This is a genomic window from Bacillus sp. AFS088145 (assembly GCF_002564465.1).
In the GTDB taxonomy this organism is placed as follows: domain Bacteria; phylum Bacillota; class Bacilli; order Bacillales; family Bacillaceae_G; genus Gottfriedia.
In genome coordinates, this window is record NZ_NUUX01000006.1 from 101,952 (window position 1) to 121,584 (window position 19,633).

Consider the following 19,633-nt stretch of genomic DNA (forward strand, 5'->3'; position numbering starts at 1 on the left):
ATAACTAGTCATTTATTTTGTGAAAATAAGTGGGTTAATTTCATTTGAAAAAGATTAGAAAAATTAGTGTATTTTAAGAAAAAGCTGATAAACCAAGGGCTGAATAACCCAATTGACCAATAATTGAATATTATTTATATTTTGATATTGTAGAGTGCTTTTTAAGAAGTGGTTTGGATATGAACGATTAAAATCGATTTTAATAGATTCATATGAGAAGTCGCTTTTTTTTATTTTATCAGAATAGGGGAGTGTAAGATGACAGGAAAGCCTAGGTTAAATAAGTATGTTACTGCGATGATGACGACAGCTCTTATTGCTGTTCCAACTTTTCAAGCGTTAGCTGCTGGGACAAGCAATAATGTTTCAAACTTAACAAATAGTAGTGCTGTAGAAACGAATCTTCAAGGAATTAACGCAAAAGCAAGTACAGGGAAGCATGTGATTACTCTTATTACAGGTGATGTAGTTACTGTAACAGAGTTTGCAGATGGACAAAGTGTAATCAGTGTTGAACCAGCGGATAAAGCTGATGGTGGTTCACATATCATGACGGTTAATAAGGATACATATGTTATTCCGAAACAAGCGATGCCTTACTTAGCTTCTGGTGCATTAGATCGAAATCTATTCAATATTACTGCACTAATAGCGGATGGATATGATGATGCGTCTCAAAAGACATTACCTGTTATCGTACAATATTCAGAGTCAAAAACTCGCTCAAGCTTGAAGCCGGCATTAAAAGCTTCAACGAAAACACATGAACTAGAAAGTATTAATGGAGCTGCGCTTTCTGCAGAGAAGAAGGATTCGAAAGAGTTTTGGCAAGATGTTAAGAAAAATATAAAATCTGCGGATTCTACCAAATCTACAAAGTCATTAGTTACACCTGGGATTGATAAAATTTGGTTAGATGGACGTGTTAAAGCAACGCTTGAGCAAAGTGTACCACAAATTGGGGCACCTACTGCTTGGAATGCTGGTTACAACGGAAGTGGTGTGAAAGTAGCGGTTCTTGACACAGGGATCGATGCACAGCATCCAGATGTAGCTGGTCAAATAAAAGAAACAAAAAGCTTTGTTCCAGATCAAGATGTACGTGATTTCCATGCACATGGTACTCATGTTGCCTCTACTGTACTTGGAACGGGGGCAGCATCAGGTGGAAAATATAAAGGTGTAGCACCAGGAGCAAGCCTAATTGTAGGAAAAGTGTTAAGCAATGAAGGCTTTGGACTTGATTCATGGATTATTGATGGTATGGAGTGGGCTGCACATAATGCCAAAATTGTAAGCATGAGTTTAGGAAGCGATGAGTCAAGTGATGGCACAGATCCGATGGCACAAGCAGTTAATAATTTAAGTGCTGAGACAGGCTCTCTGTTCGTTATTGCGGCTGGTAATACAGGTCGTGAAGGAATCGGTTCTCCTGGAGCAGCAGATGCGGCACTTACAGTTGGTGCAGTTGATAAATCAGATAATCTTGCTTACTTCTCATCAAAAGGTCCACGATTTGGTAGTGAAGGATTAAAGCCTGATCTGACAGCACCAGGTGTAAATATTACTGCTGCACGATCCCAATATTCAACTCAAGGAAGCGGATCTTATCTTTCGATGAGTGGTACATCGATGGCTACGCCACACGTGGCAGGAGCAGCTGCGATTCTTTCCCAACGCCATCCTGATTGGACAGGCGCACAGCTGAAAGATGCATTAATGAGTACAACTAAAAAATTAGATGATATTAAGCCGTTAGAAGGTGGAACAGGACGTCTTGATGTTGCAGCAGCGACTCTTGGTGATTTGCGTGCAACAGGTTCACTTGATTTTGGTTTCTATGCTTGGCCTCATGAAAATGATGGATTGAAAGAGAAAACAATTACGTACACTAACGACAGTGAGAAGGCTGTGACGTTAGATCTATCAGCAAAAATTACTGATAATAGCGATGCTGATGCACCTGCTGGTTTATTTAAACTTTCAACGAACACGGTAACTGTACCGGCAAAAGGTAGTGCAAAAGTTACTGTTACACTTGATCCAAACGTAGGTGCTAATGGACAACGTTATCAAGGTCAGATTTCAGCAAATGTTGATGGTAAAACAGTTGTGCATACTGCATTGGCTATGATTAAAGAAGAGGAAAGATATCCATTAACGTTAAATGCAATTGGACGCGACGGTAACCCAGCTTTGGCGTATATTAATCTACTTGGCCCAGATGGTGTTCCGGATTTTATTGCAGTTAACGGTACAACAGAATTACGTTTAAAACCAGGAACTTATTCTGCAATGTCAATGATGGATGTTGATACTGACACTGACCACGCTGGAGTTGCACTTGTAGGGGATCCTGAAATTAATTTAGATGGTCCTCAAACTGTTACATTGGATGCACGTAAAGCGAATGAAATTACAGCAAACGTACCAAATAAAACAGAAGCAAGCTTTAGGAAAATGGAATATTATCGTGAAGTTGATGGCAACAATGTTAGTGACATCTATGTGATGCCGGTTACAGTAGATAAAATGTATGCTGAACCAACTAAGAAAGTTAAAAATGGAAAATTTACATTTAACACTCGCTGGAGATTGATTGAACCATACATGACAATCAATTTCAAAGGCAATGAATTAGATGATATTCCACAAGCCGGAAGTACATTACTAGATGGAAAATACAACTTAGACGCTGTTTATGTAGGTAAAGGGGCACCTACCGATTATAAGGGATTAAATGTTAAAGGTAAGGCTGTTATCGTTGATCGAAGTGATGAAGTAACTGGTATGGAGCGCTCAGCAGCAGCAAATGCAGCAGGTGCAAAACTAGTTATTACTGTAAATGATGGACCAGAAGAAATTAGTGAATATGTAGGAGTTGAAAATGAAGATTGGTCACTTTCAGATTCTCCAATCGCAGTTGTAGCAATCAGTCAAACAGATGGTAAAAAACTAATTGACGAAGCTAAAGCAAAAAAAGCAAAACTTGACGTAGTGGGTACACCTAATACGAAATACGTTTATGATCTTGTAGACAACCATGACAATGCAATTCCAAATGACGTAACTTATTCACCTAAAGCGAGCGACCTTGTAAAAATTAATGCTGAATACAAATCAGATCAAGGTACAGCAGGTGGCGAGTTCCGTTGGGATATTCCGTCATACCGACCAAATGGAGTTGGTTACCTAACTAAATTAAATCTACCATCAGTTCGAACTGAATGGGTTTCTGCTCAAAAAGGTACTTCTTGGTATCATCAAGCTAGTGTGCTAGATGCTGCTTGGGAAGTACGACAACCAAAAGCAACATACAAACCAGGACAAACATTAGATGAAGAGTGGTTCTCACCAGTTGCTCGTCCTCGTTTAGGTGATGGCTTCTGGAAACCTTATCGTACAGGAAATAACTTAGTCATTAACATTCCTGCATGGGCTGATTCTGGAGTAGGAAGCACTGGTTCAGAATCTAATTATCCAGGTTCACAAACATTAAAACTATACCAAGAATCAAAACTAGTAAAAGAAGCACAAGGACAAGCAATCTACTCATTTAACGAATACCCAACTGCAAATACGCAGTATAAAGTAGTTAGTGATGCATGGCGCGATCCACAACGCTTCGATAACTCTGTAAAAACACATACAGAGTGGACATTCTGGTCTAAGGAACAAGAAGAATATAAAACAGAACTTCCATTAATCTCGCTTGATTACAATGTAGAAACTGACATGAATGGTAATGCAAAATCAGGCCGTTGGATCGACTTAGAAATGAAAGCAATCCAAGTAGCTGGTGCACCAGGAAACGGTAAAATGAAAGGTGCAACATTAGAAGTTTCGTATGATGAAGGCAAGTCTTGGGAACTAGTCGATTTAAATCGTGAAAAAGATGGCTGGAAAGCTAGAATTGAAAACCGTAAGAAAGCAACTTCTGTATCATTAAGAGCAAGTGCGTGGGATGATGCAGGAAATAGTGTTAATCAAGACATTATTAAGGCTTTTGGATTGAAGTAAATAAAGATTGAGAAGGTACCTTCCTTTTGGGAGGTGCCTCTTAATGTGCCAATACTAGTGCCCTATGGATAAAAAAAAGCACCTTCCACTTAGAAGGCACCTCTTAATTATTAACTATTTTGATCAGCTTTTTCAGCGTCCAATAATTCTTGCATGAATTTAAGATTATATGTATGGCTTTCTTTCAGTCTGCTATGTCTTGTTAGTTTGATTAAGTTTTGGTAGTGAGCGATTTCTTCCTCTAGTGATGAAATGACATTTGCACGATATGCTTTTAAATCTTGTTCGTTCATTTTTCATTCCTCCTATAATAGGGATTTAATAATTTAAGTATATCACTAATATGGAAAAATAAATCAAATTTCATTGTGAAAGAAGCAAGATTACACAAAATTTACAAAAAAATAGATAAATCAATCAACTCATTGGTAGGCAAGAATAGGCGAGCATCTAATTTAGAACTTTAATTGATAATCAAATGTGAATATAGGTACGGATTGTGCTATATAGAGTTTGTACTGGAACCAATTTTCCCATTAAAAAATCCCCTTATAAGAGACAATTATTTCTTCTGCCTCCTATAAAGGGATTCAATATTCATTTATATCTTTAATTTCTCTGCTTAAGTAAATCTCTAATCTCTGCTAATTGACTTTCTATATTGGTTAGACGACTTTGCATGTCACCAATCTCTTGTTCGGCTTTATAATTAATTGCGAAATCGATAACAGATTCATGTTTATCGCGTGCTGCTTGACGGTTTTGACTCATCATAATGACCGGTGCTTGAAATGCCGCAATAAAAGATAGACATAAGTTCAACAAGATAAAAGGCGCAGAGTCAAAATGAAAAGCTTTTGTGAATGATAAGCTATTCCAAATCATCCAGATAGCAAGTGTACAACTAAACCAAATAATAAATTTCCAACTACCACCAAATTGCGCAATTTTATCAGCGATTCTTTCAGACAATTTTGTTCGTTGGGTGTAATCACTATTTAAATGTTGCAGAATTTCTGACTCATAACGATCCACTAATCGGTCAATTCGTGATAAGTTTTCATGGTTTAAATCAATATCAAACCCTTGAATTTTTTTTGGTTTCTCGACTTGTTTTTTAACGTAAATTTGCTTCCAAATGTTGTGTACCATGTGTCCAACCTCCTCTTTTCTAGAGGAAGCCTTCAAAAGCTTATAAAAGTTGGATTACATTTTTATGATGTAATCCTCCTCGGATATTCAATTGTATGACTTCCTCTGATGTCGTCGGTAAATTATCCGACTCACCTATACTGGGACTACCCATAAAAATGTTCCACCTCACTTTTTTCGTATAAATAATACCTTTACTATTATATGACGACTTATCCGATAGGACTATACTATTTTTAAATAATTTTTTATCTTCCTATATATAAACTTATGTATATTTCCTATTCCATTATAAAATCCGCATCTGCGATTACTTAGAAATTACTCAGATCTTCACGATTTTTAAGCTTGATACTTGATGATTAAAGTTGCCTAAATCATTAACATCATTTGTAAGAACAATCGACGCTCCTTTATAATTTGCATCGGAAAATAAAGTGACTTGATAGCCCGGTGCAATATGAATAGAAGAAATAGTATCATTGCCAATGCCTTTTACAAGCTGATCGTAATCATAATTACCAGATCCTAATATTTCTGATGCACCGCCAAAAGCATTTTCCTTATATACCGTCACAGGCATTTCTACACCGTTTACGCGAAAAAACATATCTATGAATCCAGCAGTCTCTCGTTCTGCTTGATTTAACTGAACAAGAGTCGGATTTTTTACTTCGTTCTTCCACATGGCAGAATAATAATTACTGTAAGCTGCTTGCCAGAAATAATTAATGATCGTATCATTCCAAACTTTAGGTAAAACAGATTTTGCTTGTACCGCAGCTTGATGAATCCATGCTTCAGGATCAGTCGAAGAGTTCCAATTATATAAACCTGAATCTGGCAAAATCATTTGACTTTGAATACTTTCGGCATAAGTTTCAAACTTCGAATGATACCCTGGTGCGTTATGATCTAGATTGGAAATATTTGAAGCATGTAGAGGCTGTGTTTCATCTGTAAAATAGTGTAAAGAAACTCCTAAGTAGTAGAATGCATTATAAAAATCGCCTTTTTTATAGTAATCCGATGCTAGGTTAAAATACTTAGCTCCTGATTGACGAGCTGTTGGATAAGAAGCTCCCGTATAATTGGTTTGTGTGTCTGGATCATAGAAGTGAGACATAAATGTACCCGTATCATAAAAAGGGTTAATATGATCTGCATCGTATAAGCCCTGTTCCCAACGATCGCGAAACTGATTAAGCAATGTTGTAGGCTTGTTTATTGCAGGATTCGTATTATCTGCTATAAGTTTGACACTGCCATTTACGATAAAATGATGCGTACTATGATCTTGATTGTGAACATCTTCGTCAGACCATGCGAATGCTTTCTGATCATTGCTAAATAATGAAGTGATTGCAAGGGCACTTCCAGCAACTAATGTTAATAGCTTTTTTGATTGAATACGTTTTTTCATGATACACCTTCTTTTTTTTATTTTGTTGTCTTATAAGCAACAATGTTTAAGTATAATCAGTTTTTGTTAACGAGATGTTTCTGTTGTGTGAAAATTTGTTAAATTTTGGAAACTTTTTACCGATCATGGAAGTACTTACTTCTACACAGTTTTTTAACAGTGCCAAATTTTTAAGAATTAAAATAGAAAAAGTACATAATCCTTTTTGTGTTCCATATTAATTTAAAGACCTGCAAATTCATTCGTGAATCTTTTCGGGGGTGAAAAAATATGGATATTAGTACTAGTGCTAGAGTATCTCTATCAAAAAAAGTGTCCGAGGATGCAATGGTAGTAAACAACGAAATAAATGTATATGGGGTCTTTGATGGAGCAACACCAATTACGCCATTTAAGAATGCAGATGGCATGAATGGTGCATATATTGCTTCAAATTTATTTAGAAAGTATTTTAAAAATCATTTTAGAGCTGAAATGTCTCTATCAGAAGGAATTATTCTAGCAAATAGAAGACTAATGGATGAAATGAAGTTAAATAACATAGACATAAACCGCCCAGAGGAACTATGGTCAACATGCGTTGCCATTATAAAAATTGATAAGCAAAAGGTATCATTTGCTCAACTTGGGGATTGTATGATTTTAGCAGAATACCATAATGGTCAAATAAAGACCTTAACTAAAGATACAGTAAAGGATATTAGTAGTAGGGCAAAAATGAGACGAGAAAAGGAACGGAAACAAGGGCTGATGTTACCAGATGAATCAAACTACCAGTCTATTAAAAATCAACTTATTTATAATCGAAGCATGGCTAATACAGTCGATGGTTATTCGGTTGCAAATGGAACCGAAGTCGTCGGAAACTACATTCAATTGGGATCTATTGTTACTAAAAATTTAAAGTCAATTTTACTAATCAGTGATGGTTTATTTCATCCGAAATTTGATTTGATCCATTCTTTTAAAGTAATTAAAGAAATAGGATTGGGAGAATATTCAATGCGATTAGAAAGGGAAGAGTTGAAAAGTAAGATTCATTCTGATGATAAGACTGGAATACTTGTTCGGTTTTAATTTTAGATGCCATATTGGGTATCTTTTTTTTGTGATAAATATTGTAACAATTATAAAAGCAATAGTTATTAAACTCATGTTAGTATACAGGTGATAGATGTTTGTACGAATTCGAAATGGTTATGAGGGATTGAATAAAAATTGATAATTGTCATTTAGTTGACGAGGAGTGATATCTAATGGATATTAAAAAGTACGTAATAGTAATGTTTCCGACATTTTTAATTGTGTTTGGTTGTTTTTTATATTAGATAATCAATATAGGTATTTCTTGTATCTACCCATTATTATTGCATGGGTCATTTATTATGTTTGGAAATTTAAAGATGAAAAAAGTATTAAGAATAAAGAAAACCTTAGTTAGAAGTAAGTTTAACAAAGGTTTTCTTTTTTAGTATTTTAAACTGGATCATATTTGTAATACAGATCTCAAAAATTGACTACATAATACCAGACTACTCTATTATTCGAGCAGTCTGTTTCTTTTACTAAAACTGAAGTTGCTTCTAACGGATGAAACGTTTAATTACAAATTGAGAAATCCACGCTAGAGTATAACTATGGTTCTATTAATCTACTATTAAGTATTATTACTAAAAAAGGTGGAACCGTTGTTGATAAAGTGGAATTCACTTATGATAGTGAAGATAATAGAACATCTAAAAAAGTTACTAACTCTGATGGTGAACGTACTGAATATTATTACTATGATTCAAACGGTGATTTAGTAAGTATCTCAGAACAAATAGGACAATCCTCTTCAATTGATAATTTGTTAAACTTCTATCGAGATGCATCTGGTCAATTATTAAACTTTGAATACAAAGGACAAAGATATGACTATGTTTACAATCAAAGAGGAGACATAGTTGCCATTACAGATGAGCTACAAGAAGTTATTGTACGCTATACTTATGATGAGTGGGGGAATCTTGAAAAAATTGATGCACCTACTGAAATCGGTTTAGAAATTGCAAATGCAAATCCATATCGATATGTTGGGAAATTTGGTGTTCAATATGACAACGATACGAATCTTTATTTTATGGGTTGGCGAGATTATGATTCAAAGATCGGTAGATACATTGTTGCAGATGAATATGAAGGTGAAGATAACAATCCAATCTCCTTTAACCGATACTTATATGCTGAAAGCTGGAATGGCAGGTGTAGTTTTAAAAGCTCATGAGGTTCAAACTGCAGATCGCGCAACTCTAATTCGTGAAAAGGAACCTGGATTACATGTGTACGGTGGTTTAGTGTGTAACTATTTTACTGGAGGTTTGTCTCCTACAGCGGTAGATGCGGCGGTTCGTTTAGGAGCTAAAGTTATTTGGATGCCTACTTTTTCAGCGGAGCAGCATCGACGATTCTTTGGAAAGAAAAAAACGAATTTCTTCAATAGTAAACGGGCGTTGACTCATCCAACGGCTGGCATTGAGATTTGGGATGAGAATCGAAATATCTATCCAGAGGTTTATGAGATTTTAGAGTTAGTAGCGGAAGCGAATGTTATTTTAGCTACGGGACATTTGGAAGTGGAAGAGGTTCTTGCATTAGTCGATGCAGCTAAGGAAAGAAAGGTAGATAAAATTTTAATTCAACATACAGATTTAGGAATTGCGAGAGTTCCTTTTGAATACGAAAAACAGCTGGTTAAAAAAGGTTGTATTCTTGAAAAATGCTATTTAGCAAGTAGTGAAGATTTTAATGATATTAGTACGCAAGAAATGGCTGAGAGTATTAAACAATTAGGAGCAGAGTCATGTGTAATGGTAACGGATTATGGACAGCAACATAATAATCCGCCAATTAAAGCATTAAGTAATTTTATTGAAGATATGTTGAGACATGGAATCACTGAAGAGGAAATCTTGACGATGGTAAATTACAATCCTAAAAAGCTGTTAGGGATTTAGAAAGGGAGAATCGAATTGGATGAAATGATTGTAAAAGAGATTGAACAATTTATCCCGTCTGATCGGATACTGACCGACCTGGCAGAGTTATATTCTTATAGTTATAATGCTTCATTTGGTGAGTATTTACCTGAGTTAGCGATTCAACCTGAAAATGCCATGGGCTTTTTGTTTCTGTTCTGATTGGTTTATTTTTTTCTGTTTTCTCCTTTGCTTTTGCAAACACATTGTTAAACTAGGCAGGTGCAAACGTGAACTTGAAAGAGGCAGCATTGATTTATTTTAAAGTTGTTCTCGGACTAACGTCGTTCATCGCCTTATTTTCTGCACAATCTGCTTTCTTTCGTGCAATTGGAGAAAAAAATCAATCAGATGTTCAGGAATATCGAAAATGGAGTTGTATTCAGTCAGCTGTTTCGATGACATTTGTTTTCTAGCAGTTGCAAGCCCTTTGATTGGGAAATTATTTACACATAATCAAACAGTGCTTCACTTATTAGTAATTATTTTATTAATCGATACAGTATCCCAACCATTTTTAGCTCCTGTGACTGTTGACACTGCTGTGGTACAAGCAGGTGGTAACAGTAAATTTCCTATGTTTCTGACCATGATTGGCATAGGGAGTAAGAAAATTGGGTGTTTATATTTTTGCTTGGAAACTTGGGTTTGGTCTTCCAGCTGTGTGAATTTCAATTGCAATAGATAACGCTCTTCGTGCTACAGCCTTTTCATGGTATCGTAAAAAGAAAAAATTAATAATGGACTTGGAATAGTAATATTCTTATGAAACTAACAAATACAATAGTTTAACAACAAATAGAGTATGATCATTAGTCGATCATTCTCTGTTTCAGTTTATGACAGGATTGTTCAATAAGGACTTCACGTTTTAGTAGTCTAAATTATCCCTACTTTAGACGCAGCCAAATGTATCGTTTTTGAATTGTACTACTTTTTCATGCTAGAATGTATACAACTTCAATTGAAAGAAAATATAAGTGTGTATACTCTTATTCGAGGAGAATTTATGAATTTCGAGCAAATGGAATACATAGTGAAAGTTGCAAGCGAGAAATCGATCATTAAGGCTGCAGAAAAATTACATATTACAAGTTCAGGACTAAGTCAATCGATCTCCCAATTAGAGCATGAAATGGGAATAAGTATTTTTAACCGTTCAAGAAAAGGAACGTTTCCAACAGAAGAAGGAAAGATTTTAATAAATAGAGCTAGTGAAGTCTTAGAAATTATCAGTAAGTTAAATGAAGAGCTGTATGATTATAAAAATAATAAAAAGATACATTTGAAAATAGTAGCTGCACCTACTTTTGCAGCTGTACTTCTACAAGCGATGAACAGAATTAAAGAAGAACATCCGAATGTAACGATTGATATCGAGGAAAAAGATCCACCGTTAATAATGGAAACAATTAAACATACTGAATATGATTTTTGCTTTTTCCCTCAAGATTTAGAGTTACTAAAGAGTGAAAAAAATATTAACTATGAATTAATTCGAACTGATCGTGTTCACGTTATTGTAGGAAAGAACTCCCCACTCTATCATCTTGACTACGTAACAAAAGCTGATGTATTAGAAATGGATACAGCGTGCTATTCAATCTATTCTGATTATTATTATTCTAAATTAATTAAAGAAAATAAAAATAAAATAAGAGTAACGACAAACAGTATGAATATTCTTACAGAGGCTGTTAGAGAACATAATGTATTTGTCTATTCTCATGAGTCAGGCGCTAAATTTCACCCGTACATTCTAAGTGGAAACTTAAGATCTATTCCCTACAAAGAAAATAATGAATACGTTGTGAAGGATTTATGGGTAATCTATCCAAAAAACAAAAAGCTTTCTAATATAAGTAAAAAATTTATCGAAATCGTTAAAGAAATAGCCACTCAATGATGAGAGGTTATTTTTTGTTTAAGAATCCTTTTTAGTCTACTATGTACTAATAGAATAGTTGAATTAGGAGAAATCCTAATTCAATATTGGGAAAAATTGTTAAAATTATAATTAGGGCAAATCAGCTCAAAAAATTGTAACAAAGGGGAAACTATGCAGAACAGAAACGTAGAACTTGTGGAACTAAATGCAGAAAATTGGTATGAATGCTGTCTATTAGAGGTATCTGAAGATCAAAAGAGTCACATCGAACCGAATGCAATCTCGATTGCTCAATCGAAATTTGAATCTTCACTAAAGCCATATGCTATTCATTTTGAAGGTAAAGCAGTTGGTTTTTTAATGTTTAATACTACTGAAGAAGAGCTAGATGGCTATTGGATATATAGAATAATGGTAGATAAGAATTTTCAATAAAAAGGACTTGGTAAAATTGCAACTCAGTTAATGATCGATGAAATGATTAAACTACCAAATGCCAAAAGAATTGTTGTAGGATATCACCCTGAAAACTTAGGAGAACATAATTTATATTCAAGTTTAGGATTTATTGATCATGGCGATCGATTTGGTAAGGAAATGGCAGTAGTATTAGATATAAAGTAGCTATGAATGTTCCAAAGGATTCAAAAGAGTAATTTTTTTGTCACTAATATCAAAGTAAATTTCATCAATAAATGTAAAGAAGGGATAGCAATTAAGCTATCTCTTAAATTCTAAATGTTGTCTGTTTTTATTGAGTGTCTTCGTCGATTTTGTACTCCAAAATATCACCTGGCTGACAATCCAATGTCTTACAGATCGCTTCTAATGTTGAAAAACGAACCGCTTTTGCTTTACCGTTTTTCAGAATGGAAAGATTCGCCATCGTAATTCCAACTTTTTCTGAAAGCTCCGTTACGCTCATTTTTCGTTTTGCTAACATCACATCAATATTAATAATTATTGCCATACCATCCACCTCAGACCGTTAAATCATTTTCTGATTTTATGTTAATCGCTTCTTGTAGAAGCTGTTGGAGGATAGCTGCAAAAACGGCGATAACCAACGAAGCAAATATAATGATCAGTCCCAAAAATCCAATAGGAGGGTCAACTTTCTTCGCTATAAAACGAAAGAGCGGCGTAGCTATTACATATATACCACTGATTGCAATCGCACAGTACTTTATCTTCTTTAATGCCTTTACAGATAATTCCGAGAATGCAGTGTTGTCGTCAATGTACCTTAAAAGATTGAAAGCCTGATAAAGAGCAAAATAAAAAGGCACGGTAGCTCCATACATCACGATGAAAACAAGATATTTTATTGCGGCAATATTTGGATACAAATTTGAAGAGAAATTCGCAAAATTTGGTACCAAAAATATACATAAAGCAAGCACTGCAATTCCAGCGAGAAAAATAATTGCCTTTAAGAAAGTAGTTGAACCTCTTTTAACATTCATATTACGTACCTCACTTATTTAATGACAATATGAATTTAACATATTATTTATCGTTTTACAATAAAATTATGTTGTTTTTTATTACATTATTGACAAAAAGAAAAAGCATTTCTCATACAAAGAAATGCTTTTTCTTTATGTTAAACGTATTTTACTTATTTGCAGCGTTTATTACTTTAAGAGATTGGTTAATTGCCGATGTACATTTATTCGCATCTGGAGTTGATGTACGAGCTGCTGCTAATACAACGTCAATCGTACCATCAATTTTAGTCCATGTAGTACTATCTATTTTTCTAAGTTTAGCCTCTGAAGTATCCCAATTGTGTTCCAAACTGTCAGCATCTTTTTTAGCTAAACTGAAGTTCTTTGAGTTCACATCTGACAACATTTTATTTTCTATTGTTTTAAATTCTGTTAATTGACCAGATAATGTTGTTTCAGTAGATGCTACATTTGATGATAATTTAATATAACCGCCAATACCAACTGCTAAGAAAATACACAATGCTAAAATAGTTTGTGTCATTATATTATTCTTACTTCTATTTTCATCTATTCTTTCAATATATAATGAAATATCAATTTTTGTAACAGCAAGGAAAACGATGATTGCTAAAATTGCAACCAGAAAAATAATACTTGTACTTGTTGTTCCTAAACCTAAACCACCATTCACTTTCGGTTGTGATAAGTAATCTCCTAGTGATGCCCCAAGTGGACGTGTAAGAATGTACGCAATCCAGAACCCTAACATTCCATCAAGTTTTAAAAACTTCCATGCTAGGAATACACAAAGTATGATCACAATAACTGTTACACCAGTTTTAAAATACCCTAGTCCAAGTTGTTCAGAATATAAATCCCCAACTGCAGTACCTAAAGCAAATGTAAAAAGAATCGCTAACCAATAAAATGTTTCTCTTTTTCTTGTGAAAATTGAATGGATCGAAAGTGTTTTTTCACTAAGAAACCAAAAAAGAAACGTTAATGCTAGCAGCGCTGAGAATACAATCGTACTTGTTTCAAGAGGTACGCCAATAGCGTCAGTCAAATTATCAGTTACCAATGTTCCGAATACACTTATTAATACAACAGTGATCCAATAAAGACTTGGAACATATTTCTTTGCCTTGAATTGAAAAAATAAAGAGATAAAGAATGCTACACCCATAAGGACAGTTGTAAGTCCTAAACCTAAACCAACGTTAAAATTCAAGAAATCAGCAAATGTTTCACCAACAGTTGTACATAGAATTTTAATAATCCAGAAATAGATTGTAACTTCTGGTACCTTGTTAAGCAGAGTATTTATTGTCTTTTGTTTTGTCTCCATAATTGAATTCCTTTCTATTGAATTAAAGTACATTTGTATAATCACACATAATAATGAAAGGAAAATGAAAAACAGGAGAATTGTACAATTTATTTTTAAAGATTGATAAATTCTTTAGATTATTGATTGTGGTTTATTTGCAATTAGGTGTGTTTCGGCAGACCATTTTTTTTGTGCAAACTTGTTTTGGAATAAAAAGGAATAAATTAATGCATATCGAATGTATTAATGAATTGCTTTCAAATAAATCTGTATTGAGTTATAAGAGATACCGAAAAAGGTGGAATGAATTTGAGGAATCTTGTGTGTGCTTTGTATATTTTAGTTGGTCTTTTATTTGTCTATATGACATATTTTTATACTTTTACTGATCCTCATTTTTTTAGGGTTCTGGGATGGGGTTTATTTAGTGTAGGTGTGCTATATCAATTATTTCCTAATTTTTATAAAAATTTTATTTCATTTATTGATTCATTTAATATTAATGAAAGTAAAGAAACAGGGGAAGAGAAACCTGTTTCTAAAAATTAATTAACAATATTTGTTTTAATCACTAATTGTTATTTAGATTCATTTTTTAAAAGGTACGAATCGAATACTTGAAGGTTAACGAATATAGGTGATTTTCTTGAAAAAGATCATTGTTTCTAGTATATTTCTAGTCTTTTTAGTTGCTATTGGTGTTTATTATTACATTCCAAAAACTGTAAATAAGTCAATAAAGGGTGTTGAATATCAATTAGGTACAGGTCATGATCAAATAAATTCTGTGACGATAAAAATAAAGGGTAAACTTCATCAATCCTTATTAGGAAAAAGAAAGTTTGTAGGGCTAATCAATGTAGAAGGTGCTAATTATCCTAATCCAAATAAAAATCGTAAATTAGAAATAGCATTTGATCAATATGGCATGGGGACAATAGTATATGATTACTTTAAAAATGGACAGCCAAAAATCGAAAGCTATGGTATTATCTTTGCTAACAAAGACTTTAACAAAGTGACGATCGAGGAACTTAGAGAAGATCATAATGGGAAAGGTTGGTCAGGTAAAGACGGATGGATGGTTACAGGTCCAGCGAATAGTAAAAGTGAGGCTTTAGTCATTTCAAATGAGTTAATGAAAAAAAATTTATACAATAAATTAAAATAATTACATTACGGATTAACAAATTATTATTTTGTTGAAGATTATGAGTCACATTTGTGGCTCTATTTTTATATGGCTTTGTTATAGTAGATTATTGATTTTCTTATAGATCTAACTGGCAGAATAGTTGAATAAGGATTAGGTAACCATAAAGTTTAAAATATAGAATTTTATGTTACAATTTTACTTGGATTAGCATTTATGAAGGGTGTGTTTTTATAATAAAAGAATTAATTCTAAAGTTTATTATAAAGAAAAACTGTAATTACAAAAAATTAAAAAATGTTGAATTATATAGGGTATATCATAAATGAAAATGGCGCTTCATTATGTGGAGATGGAATTGGAGATTGGAAAGAAAAATGGATAGTAATTGGATATGAAGAAATGTGTGGAGATCCGGTATTTGTTGATGTAGACCATGATAATTATCCAATTTATACAGCGATGCATGGAGATGGAGATTGGGATCCTATATTAATTTTAAAATCCATAAAAGAAATTAATAATTTTATAAAATAACATGTTAAACTAACCAATGCGTTAGTTCAATAAGCGAGTTAAAATTCTATGTTTTTATTACTATTGCATGATCTTCATTCTGATTGTATTCTCTTCATTTGCTCTAATTGCCTTTCCTCTGATACCTAATTTCTTTAAAAGTAAAATCTATTCGGAATGCTGTTGATAGTTTTCTTGTAATGTCAAAAAAGATCACTCATAAATCAATGAGCGATCTTCAGAGGAATATGTATTAAAGCTTAAGCAACATCTATTACTTTTTTTGTTTTCTGTCCTAATAGTTTATCTTTAATGGTTGGCATAACCATACCATCTACCCCGTATCGACCTGCATTAATTGCAGATAATAAGATGAACATGGATAGTAAAACCATTTGCGGATTTGTACTTGTCGTGCCGCTAAACATATAAGAAAAATTCATCATCAGACCGAAAAAGACCGCTGTTTTTGTGAAACAACCAATCAACAAACCAATCCCGACCAGTAATTCTCCAAAAGTAACTAAAACATTGAATACTTCTATATTAGGAATAATCAAGTTTTTCAACAATGCAACCCACCATCCTTGGACAGCAGGGTGTTCCCCAGTCGCATTTGCTAGTGCACCCTGTAAAAAACCAGATGCATCAAATTTTCCGTTTGCTACTTTCCCCCAACCAGCCATAACCCACGTGTATCCAAGATATACACGTAACACGGCCAATAGTATAGAGACATTTTTGTTTTGCCTTAAAATATCGATAAACATAACTTCCCCCCTAGGAATTAACATAATGATTTCTATTACCAAGGGATATAATAAAGTAATTGATAATGATATTCAATATCATTAATATTAATTTTCTGTTACAAAAATCTTTTAAAAAGTAAAAATATTAACAACTACACTAATTATATAAGAAGTGGATAAAAAAAACTTTTACAAAAGAACTTTAGCACAGTCTAGCAAATGATAAAAATATTTATATATAAGTGATTTTATTTAATATCACACATTTTACTACAAATGACCTCATTTACTACATCAACATTTTTGTATGTTATGCAACTGCATAGATGAACTATAACCGGTATGAGACCATTAAAGGATATATTGATTCTCAATATGAAGAAGCATCATTCATCATGCATAAATAGAATTGTGAAGCATTGTACTTAAACTAACGCAATGCTTTAGTTGAACAACCCGATCGGCTGAAAAGTCGTTTTTTTTTATGAAGCTAAATGGCAGACTCGTTTAAGAAGGATATTTTCTATTTTAAGCGAATTGTAATTTCAAGCAAACCTTACACTAATACGCGTATTGAATATAACAGGAACACAGGAGGTATGAGATATGGTGATCAATAGAATAGATCATGTAAGTATAAACGTAAATGATCTTTCAGAAGCTAAAGCGTTTTTTCTTGATCTTGGACTTGAAGTGAAAGCAGAATGGGAATTGGCTGGAGAACAGTTGGACAGAATAGTTGGGCTGAATAATGTTAAAACGGCTTGTGTAGGAATGGGGATGCCAGATGGTCAGGTATGGATCGAGCTAGTCAAATTTTATACGCCGTCAGATGAAAGAGAAATTCAGCAACCTTTAGCGAATACGCTGGGTATCCGACATATTTGCTTTAATGTTGAAGAAATTGAAGCTATTATTGCAAAATTGAAAAAGAGGGGCACTGAAATTTTTAGTGAAATACAGCAATATGAAGAAAGCTATAAGTTATGCTACGTTCGTGGCCCAGAAGGAATTATTTTAGAGTTGGCAGAGACAATCAAATAAATGTTAGAAAACTATCGGGTGCGTTAGTGAAGAACATGATCGACAATTTTGTCGGTGTTTTTTAATGTCTAATTGACAGTATTGATTAATTCAGAAATGGGAAAATTATCAAAGATTTTACATTAAAAACCAGATATTAGTTTTTTTTCCAAGTGAAGAATATAATAAATGGATTTAAGAAGAAAAATATCTTCTAAACAATAAAAACTGTTAGTAATCCCTTGTTTACATAAATATAAGAAAACAACTATAACTTAGTACATAGGAGGATTTTATGAGAAATGTGATTTTATTTTTACACTCTTCTTTAGATGGTTTTGTAGAAGGACCAAAGGGTGAAATGGATATTGGATGGGTATCATATAATGAAGAATTAGAAAAGCATGCTAGAGAAATTTTAAGTTCTGTAGACACTGTGTTATGGGGAAGAGGAACATATCAAATGATGGAAAATTATTGGACATCAGTACCTTCTAACCCTGAAGCATCAGAATATGAAATTGAACATGCTAAATGGATTGAAGAGACATCAAAAGTTGTATTTTCTACGACACTTGAAAAAGCTGAATGGAATAATACAAAATTAGTAAAAGAAAATATTGAGGAAGAAATTAAAAACATAAAAAAACAGCCCGGTAAAGATATTGTTATTTTAGGTAGCCCAAGGTTTGCACATGCTCTTATGGAACTTGATTTAATTGATGTTATTAAAATTACTATTTCACCAGTTATTATTGGAAGTGGTCTACCTTTATTTAAAGCCTCGGAATATAAACGCAACCTCTCACTTGTCGAAAACAAAACATTTAATTCTGGTGCTATTGGCCTTACGTATAATATTTTAAAATCGTAACTATATACAATGAAAATTTTTGCAACTAATGAAAATATTAAAAACTATATAAAATAATTCTCGCAAACACAAAAATTTTTATTAAATTAAATGAGATAATAAGCATTCAAAAAAGCCAATTCCTTGAATAGGGATTGGCTTTTTTGAATGCTAAAAATTAAATGTAAAGAACTTCGATTAGCTTCTTACTTTTTTCCTTTTTAACCAAAACGGACTATACAAAATGTAAAAGCTCAAAATCATCACCAATTCTGCCGATAGAAGATACCATGGCCAAGGTCCAAGATAATCTAATAGAGAAGTATCTTCGGGCTTTTTCATGAGATACATGAAGTTAGCTTTCAACGACTTATTAACGTAAAACACGCAAGCTGCATAAAGGTTAACAATGAGAACGGTCACCCACATTGATGTTAAGGTCGGTCGATATTTGCTGGCCACCACCATAATTAAACAGGCAAGCACCACTCCTCCATGAGAAACAAAAAACTCGAAATATCGAAAATGCGGAAAAGAATAATGGCCAAGATCAGGTGTCATAATAGCTTGAATCGAACTCGCTAAACCAGCAAAATACATGAATTGAAACACTCTATAGCTATTTGTCAGAAGCATAATAATTCCCAGAATGACAGTAATATCACTAAGTTCAAGTGGCAAAGCCGTTTTAAGCGACCAAGCATTCTCATACACAAGCCATATATGATAAAAAATCTCTGTAGCCAATAGGAGAAATGCTAAAGAAAAACGAAATAGCCGCTTTTTCCCCGAGCCCTGAATCTGTTTTCTAAAGATAAATAGAAGAATACCGAGAATCAAAATAATTCCGATTGTTATTGGATGATCTAATGAAAAAAGGCGAAACGGACCCAATTTTGAATGAAATTGAAAAAATCTTTCCAACATAATACCCCATTAATTGATTTGATTTTTATGTAATTATTTTAGTTTGGGGCAAACTCTACCAGTTCTATACAGGATTTATCATTTCACTTGCCAAAGCAGTGCCTAATAGGAGCACATTCAATATT

General features: G+C 33.5%; 20 protein-coding genes and 1 pseudogene. 13 read left to right on the plus strand and 8 right to left on the minus strand.

The genetic code is table 11. The features are described from left to right. Positions 1–258 precede the first annotated feature (258 nt). A complete protein-coding gene (locus COI44_RS03505) occupies positions 259–4,020 on the plus strand; it encodes a S8 family serine peptidase (RefSeq protein WP_098426681.1) in 3,762 nt (1,253 codons plus the stop codon). A 110-nt stretch (positions 4,021–4,130) separates the two neighbouring features. Here COI44_RS03505 and COI44_RS03510 read toward each other — a convergent pair whose 3' ends face one another. From COI44_RS03510 to COI44_RS03520, 3 genes are all read right to left on the minus strand, one after another. Then, positions 4,131–4,313: a hypothetical protein gene (locus COI44_RS03510; protein WP_097978078.1), complete on the minus strand. Its 183-nt coding sequence runs from the start codon at positions 4,311–4,313 to the stop codon at positions 4,131–4,133. Between the two features lie 316 nt (positions 4,314–4,629). Beyond that, a complete protein-coding gene (locus tag COI44_RS03515; protein ID WP_098426682.1) occupies positions 4,630–5,172 on the minus strand; it encodes a DUF1003 domain-containing protein in 543 nt (180 codons plus the stop codon). Positions 5,173–5,497: 325 nt separating this feature from the next. Continuing rightward, positions 5,498–6,595: a zinc dependent phospholipase C family protein gene (locus COI44_RS03520; protein ID WP_098426683.1), complete on the minus strand. Its 1,098-nt coding sequence runs from the start codon at positions 6,593–6,595 to the stop codon at positions 5,498–5,500. 270 nt (positions 6,596–6,865) lie between these two features. Between COI44_RS03520 and COI44_RS03525 the strand changes: the two genes are divergently transcribed. The 7 genes and pseudogenes from COI44_RS03525 to COI44_RS03555 all read left to right on the plus strand — a co-directional run bounded on the left by COI44_RS03525 (position 6,866) and on the right by COI44_RS03555 (position 12,124). Next, the gene (locus tag COI44_RS03525) at positions 6,866–7,672 is read left to right on the plus strand and encodes a protein phosphatase 2C domain-containing protein (RefSeq protein ID WP_098426684.1); all 807 of its coding nucleotides are present in this window, start codon (positions 6,866–6,868) and stop codon (positions 7,670–7,672) included. A 622-nt stretch (positions 7,673–8,294) separates the two neighbouring features. After that, the gene (locus COI44_RS03530) at positions 8,295–8,861 is read left to right on the plus strand and encodes an RHS repeat domain-containing protein (RefSeq protein WP_179886998.1); all 567 of its coding nucleotides are present in this window, start codon (positions 8,295–8,297) and stop codon (positions 8,859–8,861) included. Beyond that, a complete protein-coding gene (locus COI44_RS03535) occupies positions 8,779–9,591 on the plus strand; it encodes a DUF6282 family protein (RefSeq protein WP_179886999.1) in 813 nt (270 codons plus the stop codon). Before COI44_RS03530 ends, COI44_RS03535 begins: the two co-directional genes overlap by 83 nt. A gap of 15 nt (positions 9,592–9,606) precedes the next feature. After that, positions 9,607–9,774, plus strand: coding sequence for an FAD-binding oxidoreductase (locus COI44_RS23850; RefSeq protein WP_179887000.1), 168 nt, complete (start codon positions 9,607–9,609; stop codon positions 9,772–9,774). A gap of 68 nt (positions 9,775–9,842) precedes the next feature. Then, positions 9,843–10,028, plus strand: coding sequence for a hypothetical protein (locus COI44_RS03540; RefSeq protein ID WP_142329217.1), 186 nt, complete (start codon positions 9,843–9,845; stop codon positions 10,026–10,028). A gap of 593 nt (positions 10,029–10,621) precedes the next feature. Next, positions 10,622–11,518 (plus strand): LysR family transcriptional regulator, encoded by an 897-nt coding sequence (locus tag COI44_RS03550; RefSeq protein ID WP_179887002.1) that lies wholly within the window; start codon positions 10,622–10,624, stop codon positions 11,516–11,518. Positions 11,519–11,671: 153 nt separating this feature from the next. After that, positions 11,672–12,124 (plus strand): annotated as a pseudogene (locus COI44_RS03555) (GNAT family N-acetyltransferase). Positions 12,125–12,251: 127 nt separating this feature from the next. Here COI44_RS03555 and COI44_RS03560 read toward each other — a convergent pair. The 3 genes from COI44_RS03560 to COI44_RS03570 all read right to left on the minus strand — a co-directional run bounded on the left by COI44_RS03560 (position 12,252) and on the right by COI44_RS03570 (position 14,302). After that, on the minus strand, positions 12,252–12,470 hold the full coding sequence (locus COI44_RS03560; protein WP_025568714.1) for a helix-turn-helix domain-containing protein: 219 nt from the start codon (positions 12,468–12,470) through the stop codon (positions 12,252–12,254). A 10-nt stretch (positions 12,471–12,480) separates the two neighbouring features. Beyond that, positions 12,481–12,966 (minus strand): DUF2975 domain-containing protein, encoded by a 486-nt coding sequence (locus COI44_RS03565; protein WP_098426689.1) that lies wholly within the window; start codon positions 12,964–12,966, stop codon positions 12,481–12,483. 151 nt (positions 12,967–13,117) lie between these two features. Further along, entirely contained in the window at positions 13,118–14,302 is a 1,185-nt protein-coding gene (locus COI44_RS03570; protein ID WP_286163738.1) for a COG4705 family protein, read from the minus strand. Positions 14,303–14,593: 291 nt separating this feature from the next. Between COI44_RS03570 and COI44_RS03575 the strand changes: the two genes are divergently transcribed. The 3 genes from COI44_RS03575 (at position 14,594) to COI44_RS03585 (ending at position 15,974) form a co-directional block, all read left to right on the plus strand. Next, the gene (locus COI44_RS03575; protein ID WP_098426691.1) at positions 14,594–14,833 is read left to right on the plus strand and encodes a hypothetical protein; all 240 of its coding nucleotides are present in this window, start codon (positions 14,594–14,596) and stop codon (positions 14,831–14,833) included. A 97-nt stretch (positions 14,834–14,930) separates the two neighbouring features. Beyond that, positions 14,931–15,455: a hypothetical protein gene (locus COI44_RS03580; protein ID WP_098426692.1), complete on the plus strand. Its 525-nt coding sequence runs from the start codon at positions 14,931–14,933 to the stop codon at positions 15,453–15,455. Between the two features lie 279 nt (positions 15,456–15,734). Next, positions 15,735–15,974 carry a hypothetical protein gene (locus COI44_RS03585; RefSeq protein WP_098426693.1) on the plus strand — a complete coding sequence of 80 codons (240 nt, stop codon included), beginning with the start codon at positions 15,735–15,737 and terminating at the stop codon, positions 15,972–15,974. Positions 15,975–16,213: 239 nt separating this feature from the next. Here COI44_RS03585 and COI44_RS03590 read toward each other — a convergent pair whose 3' ends face one another. Beyond that, entirely contained in the window at positions 16,214–16,723 is a 510-nt protein-coding gene (locus COI44_RS03590; protein WP_098426694.1) for a DoxX family protein, read from the minus strand. Between the two features lie 588 nt (positions 16,724–17,311). Between COI44_RS03590 and COI44_RS03595 the strand changes: the two genes are divergently transcribed. Next, the gene (locus tag COI44_RS03595; RefSeq protein ID WP_098426695.1) at positions 17,312–17,749 is read left to right on the plus strand and encodes a VOC family protein; all 438 of its coding nucleotides are present in this window, start codon (positions 17,312–17,314) and stop codon (positions 17,747–17,749) included. 274 nt (positions 17,750–18,023) lie between these two features. Further along, a complete protein-coding gene (locus COI44_RS03600) occupies positions 18,024–18,602 on the plus strand; it encodes a dihydrofolate reductase family protein (protein ID WP_098426696.1) in 579 nt (192 codons plus the stop codon). 177 nt (positions 18,603–18,779) lie between these two features. Here the strand turns inward: COI44_RS03600 and COI44_RS03605 are convergent, their stop codons facing one another. Beyond that, a complete protein-coding gene (locus tag COI44_RS03605; protein ID WP_098426697.1) occupies positions 18,780–19,505 on the minus strand; it encodes a YwaF family protein in 726 nt (241 codons plus the stop codon). Positions 19,506–19,633 lie beyond the last annotated feature (128 nt).

Excerpts from the sequence above, each read along its gene's own strand:
- COI44_RS03585 (WP_098426693.1), top strand. The coding sequence starts at position 15,735 with ATGTTGAATTATATAGGGTATATCATAAATGAAAATGGCGCTTCATTA.
- COI44_RS03515 (WP_098426682.1), bottom strand. The coding sequence starts at position 5,172 with ATGGTACACAACATTTGGAAGCAAATTTACGTTAAAAAACAAGTCGAG.
- COI44_RS03520 (WP_098426683.1), bottom strand. The coding sequence starts at position 6,595 with ATGAAAAAACGTATTCAATCAAAAAAGCTATTAACATTAGTTGCTGGA.
- COI44_RS03595 (WP_098426695.1), top strand. The coding sequence starts at position 17,312 with ATGGTGATCAATAGAATAGATCATGTAAGTATAAACGTAAATGATCTT.
- COI44_RS03560 (WP_025568714.1), bottom strand. The coding sequence starts at position 12,470 with ATGGCAATAATTATTAATATTGATGTGATGTTAGCAAAACGAAAAATG.
- COI44_RS03565 (WP_098426689.1), bottom strand. The coding sequence starts at position 12,966 with ATGAATGTTAAAAGAGGTTCAACTACTTTCTTAAAGGCAATTATTTTT.
- COI44_RS03570 (WP_286163738.1), bottom strand. The coding sequence starts at position 14,302 with ATGGAGACAAAACAAAAGACAATAAATACTCTGCTTAACAAGGTACCA.
- COI44_RS03505 (WP_098426681.1), top strand. The coding sequence starts at position 259 with ATGACAGGAAAGCCTAGGTTAAATAAGTATGTTACTGCGATGATGACG.
- COI44_RS03600 (WP_098426696.1), top strand. The coding sequence starts at position 18,024 with ATGAGAAATGTGATTTTATTTTTACACTCTTCTTTAGATGGTTTTGTA.
- COI44_RS03550 (WP_179887002.1), top strand. The coding sequence starts at position 10,622 with ATGAATTTCGAGCAAATGGAATACATAGTGAAAGTTGCAAGCGAGAAA.
- COI44_RS03590 (WP_098426694.1), bottom strand. The coding sequence starts at position 16,723 with ATGTTTATCGATATTTTAAGGCAAAACAAAAATGTCTCTATACTATTG.
- COI44_RS03510 (WP_097978078.1), bottom strand. The coding sequence starts at position 4,313 with ATGAACGAACAAGATTTAAAAGCATATCGTGCAAATGTCATTTCATCA.
- COI44_RS03525 (WP_098426684.1), top strand. The coding sequence starts at position 6,866 with ATGGATATTAGTACTAGTGCTAGAGTATCTCTATCAAAAAAAGTGTCC.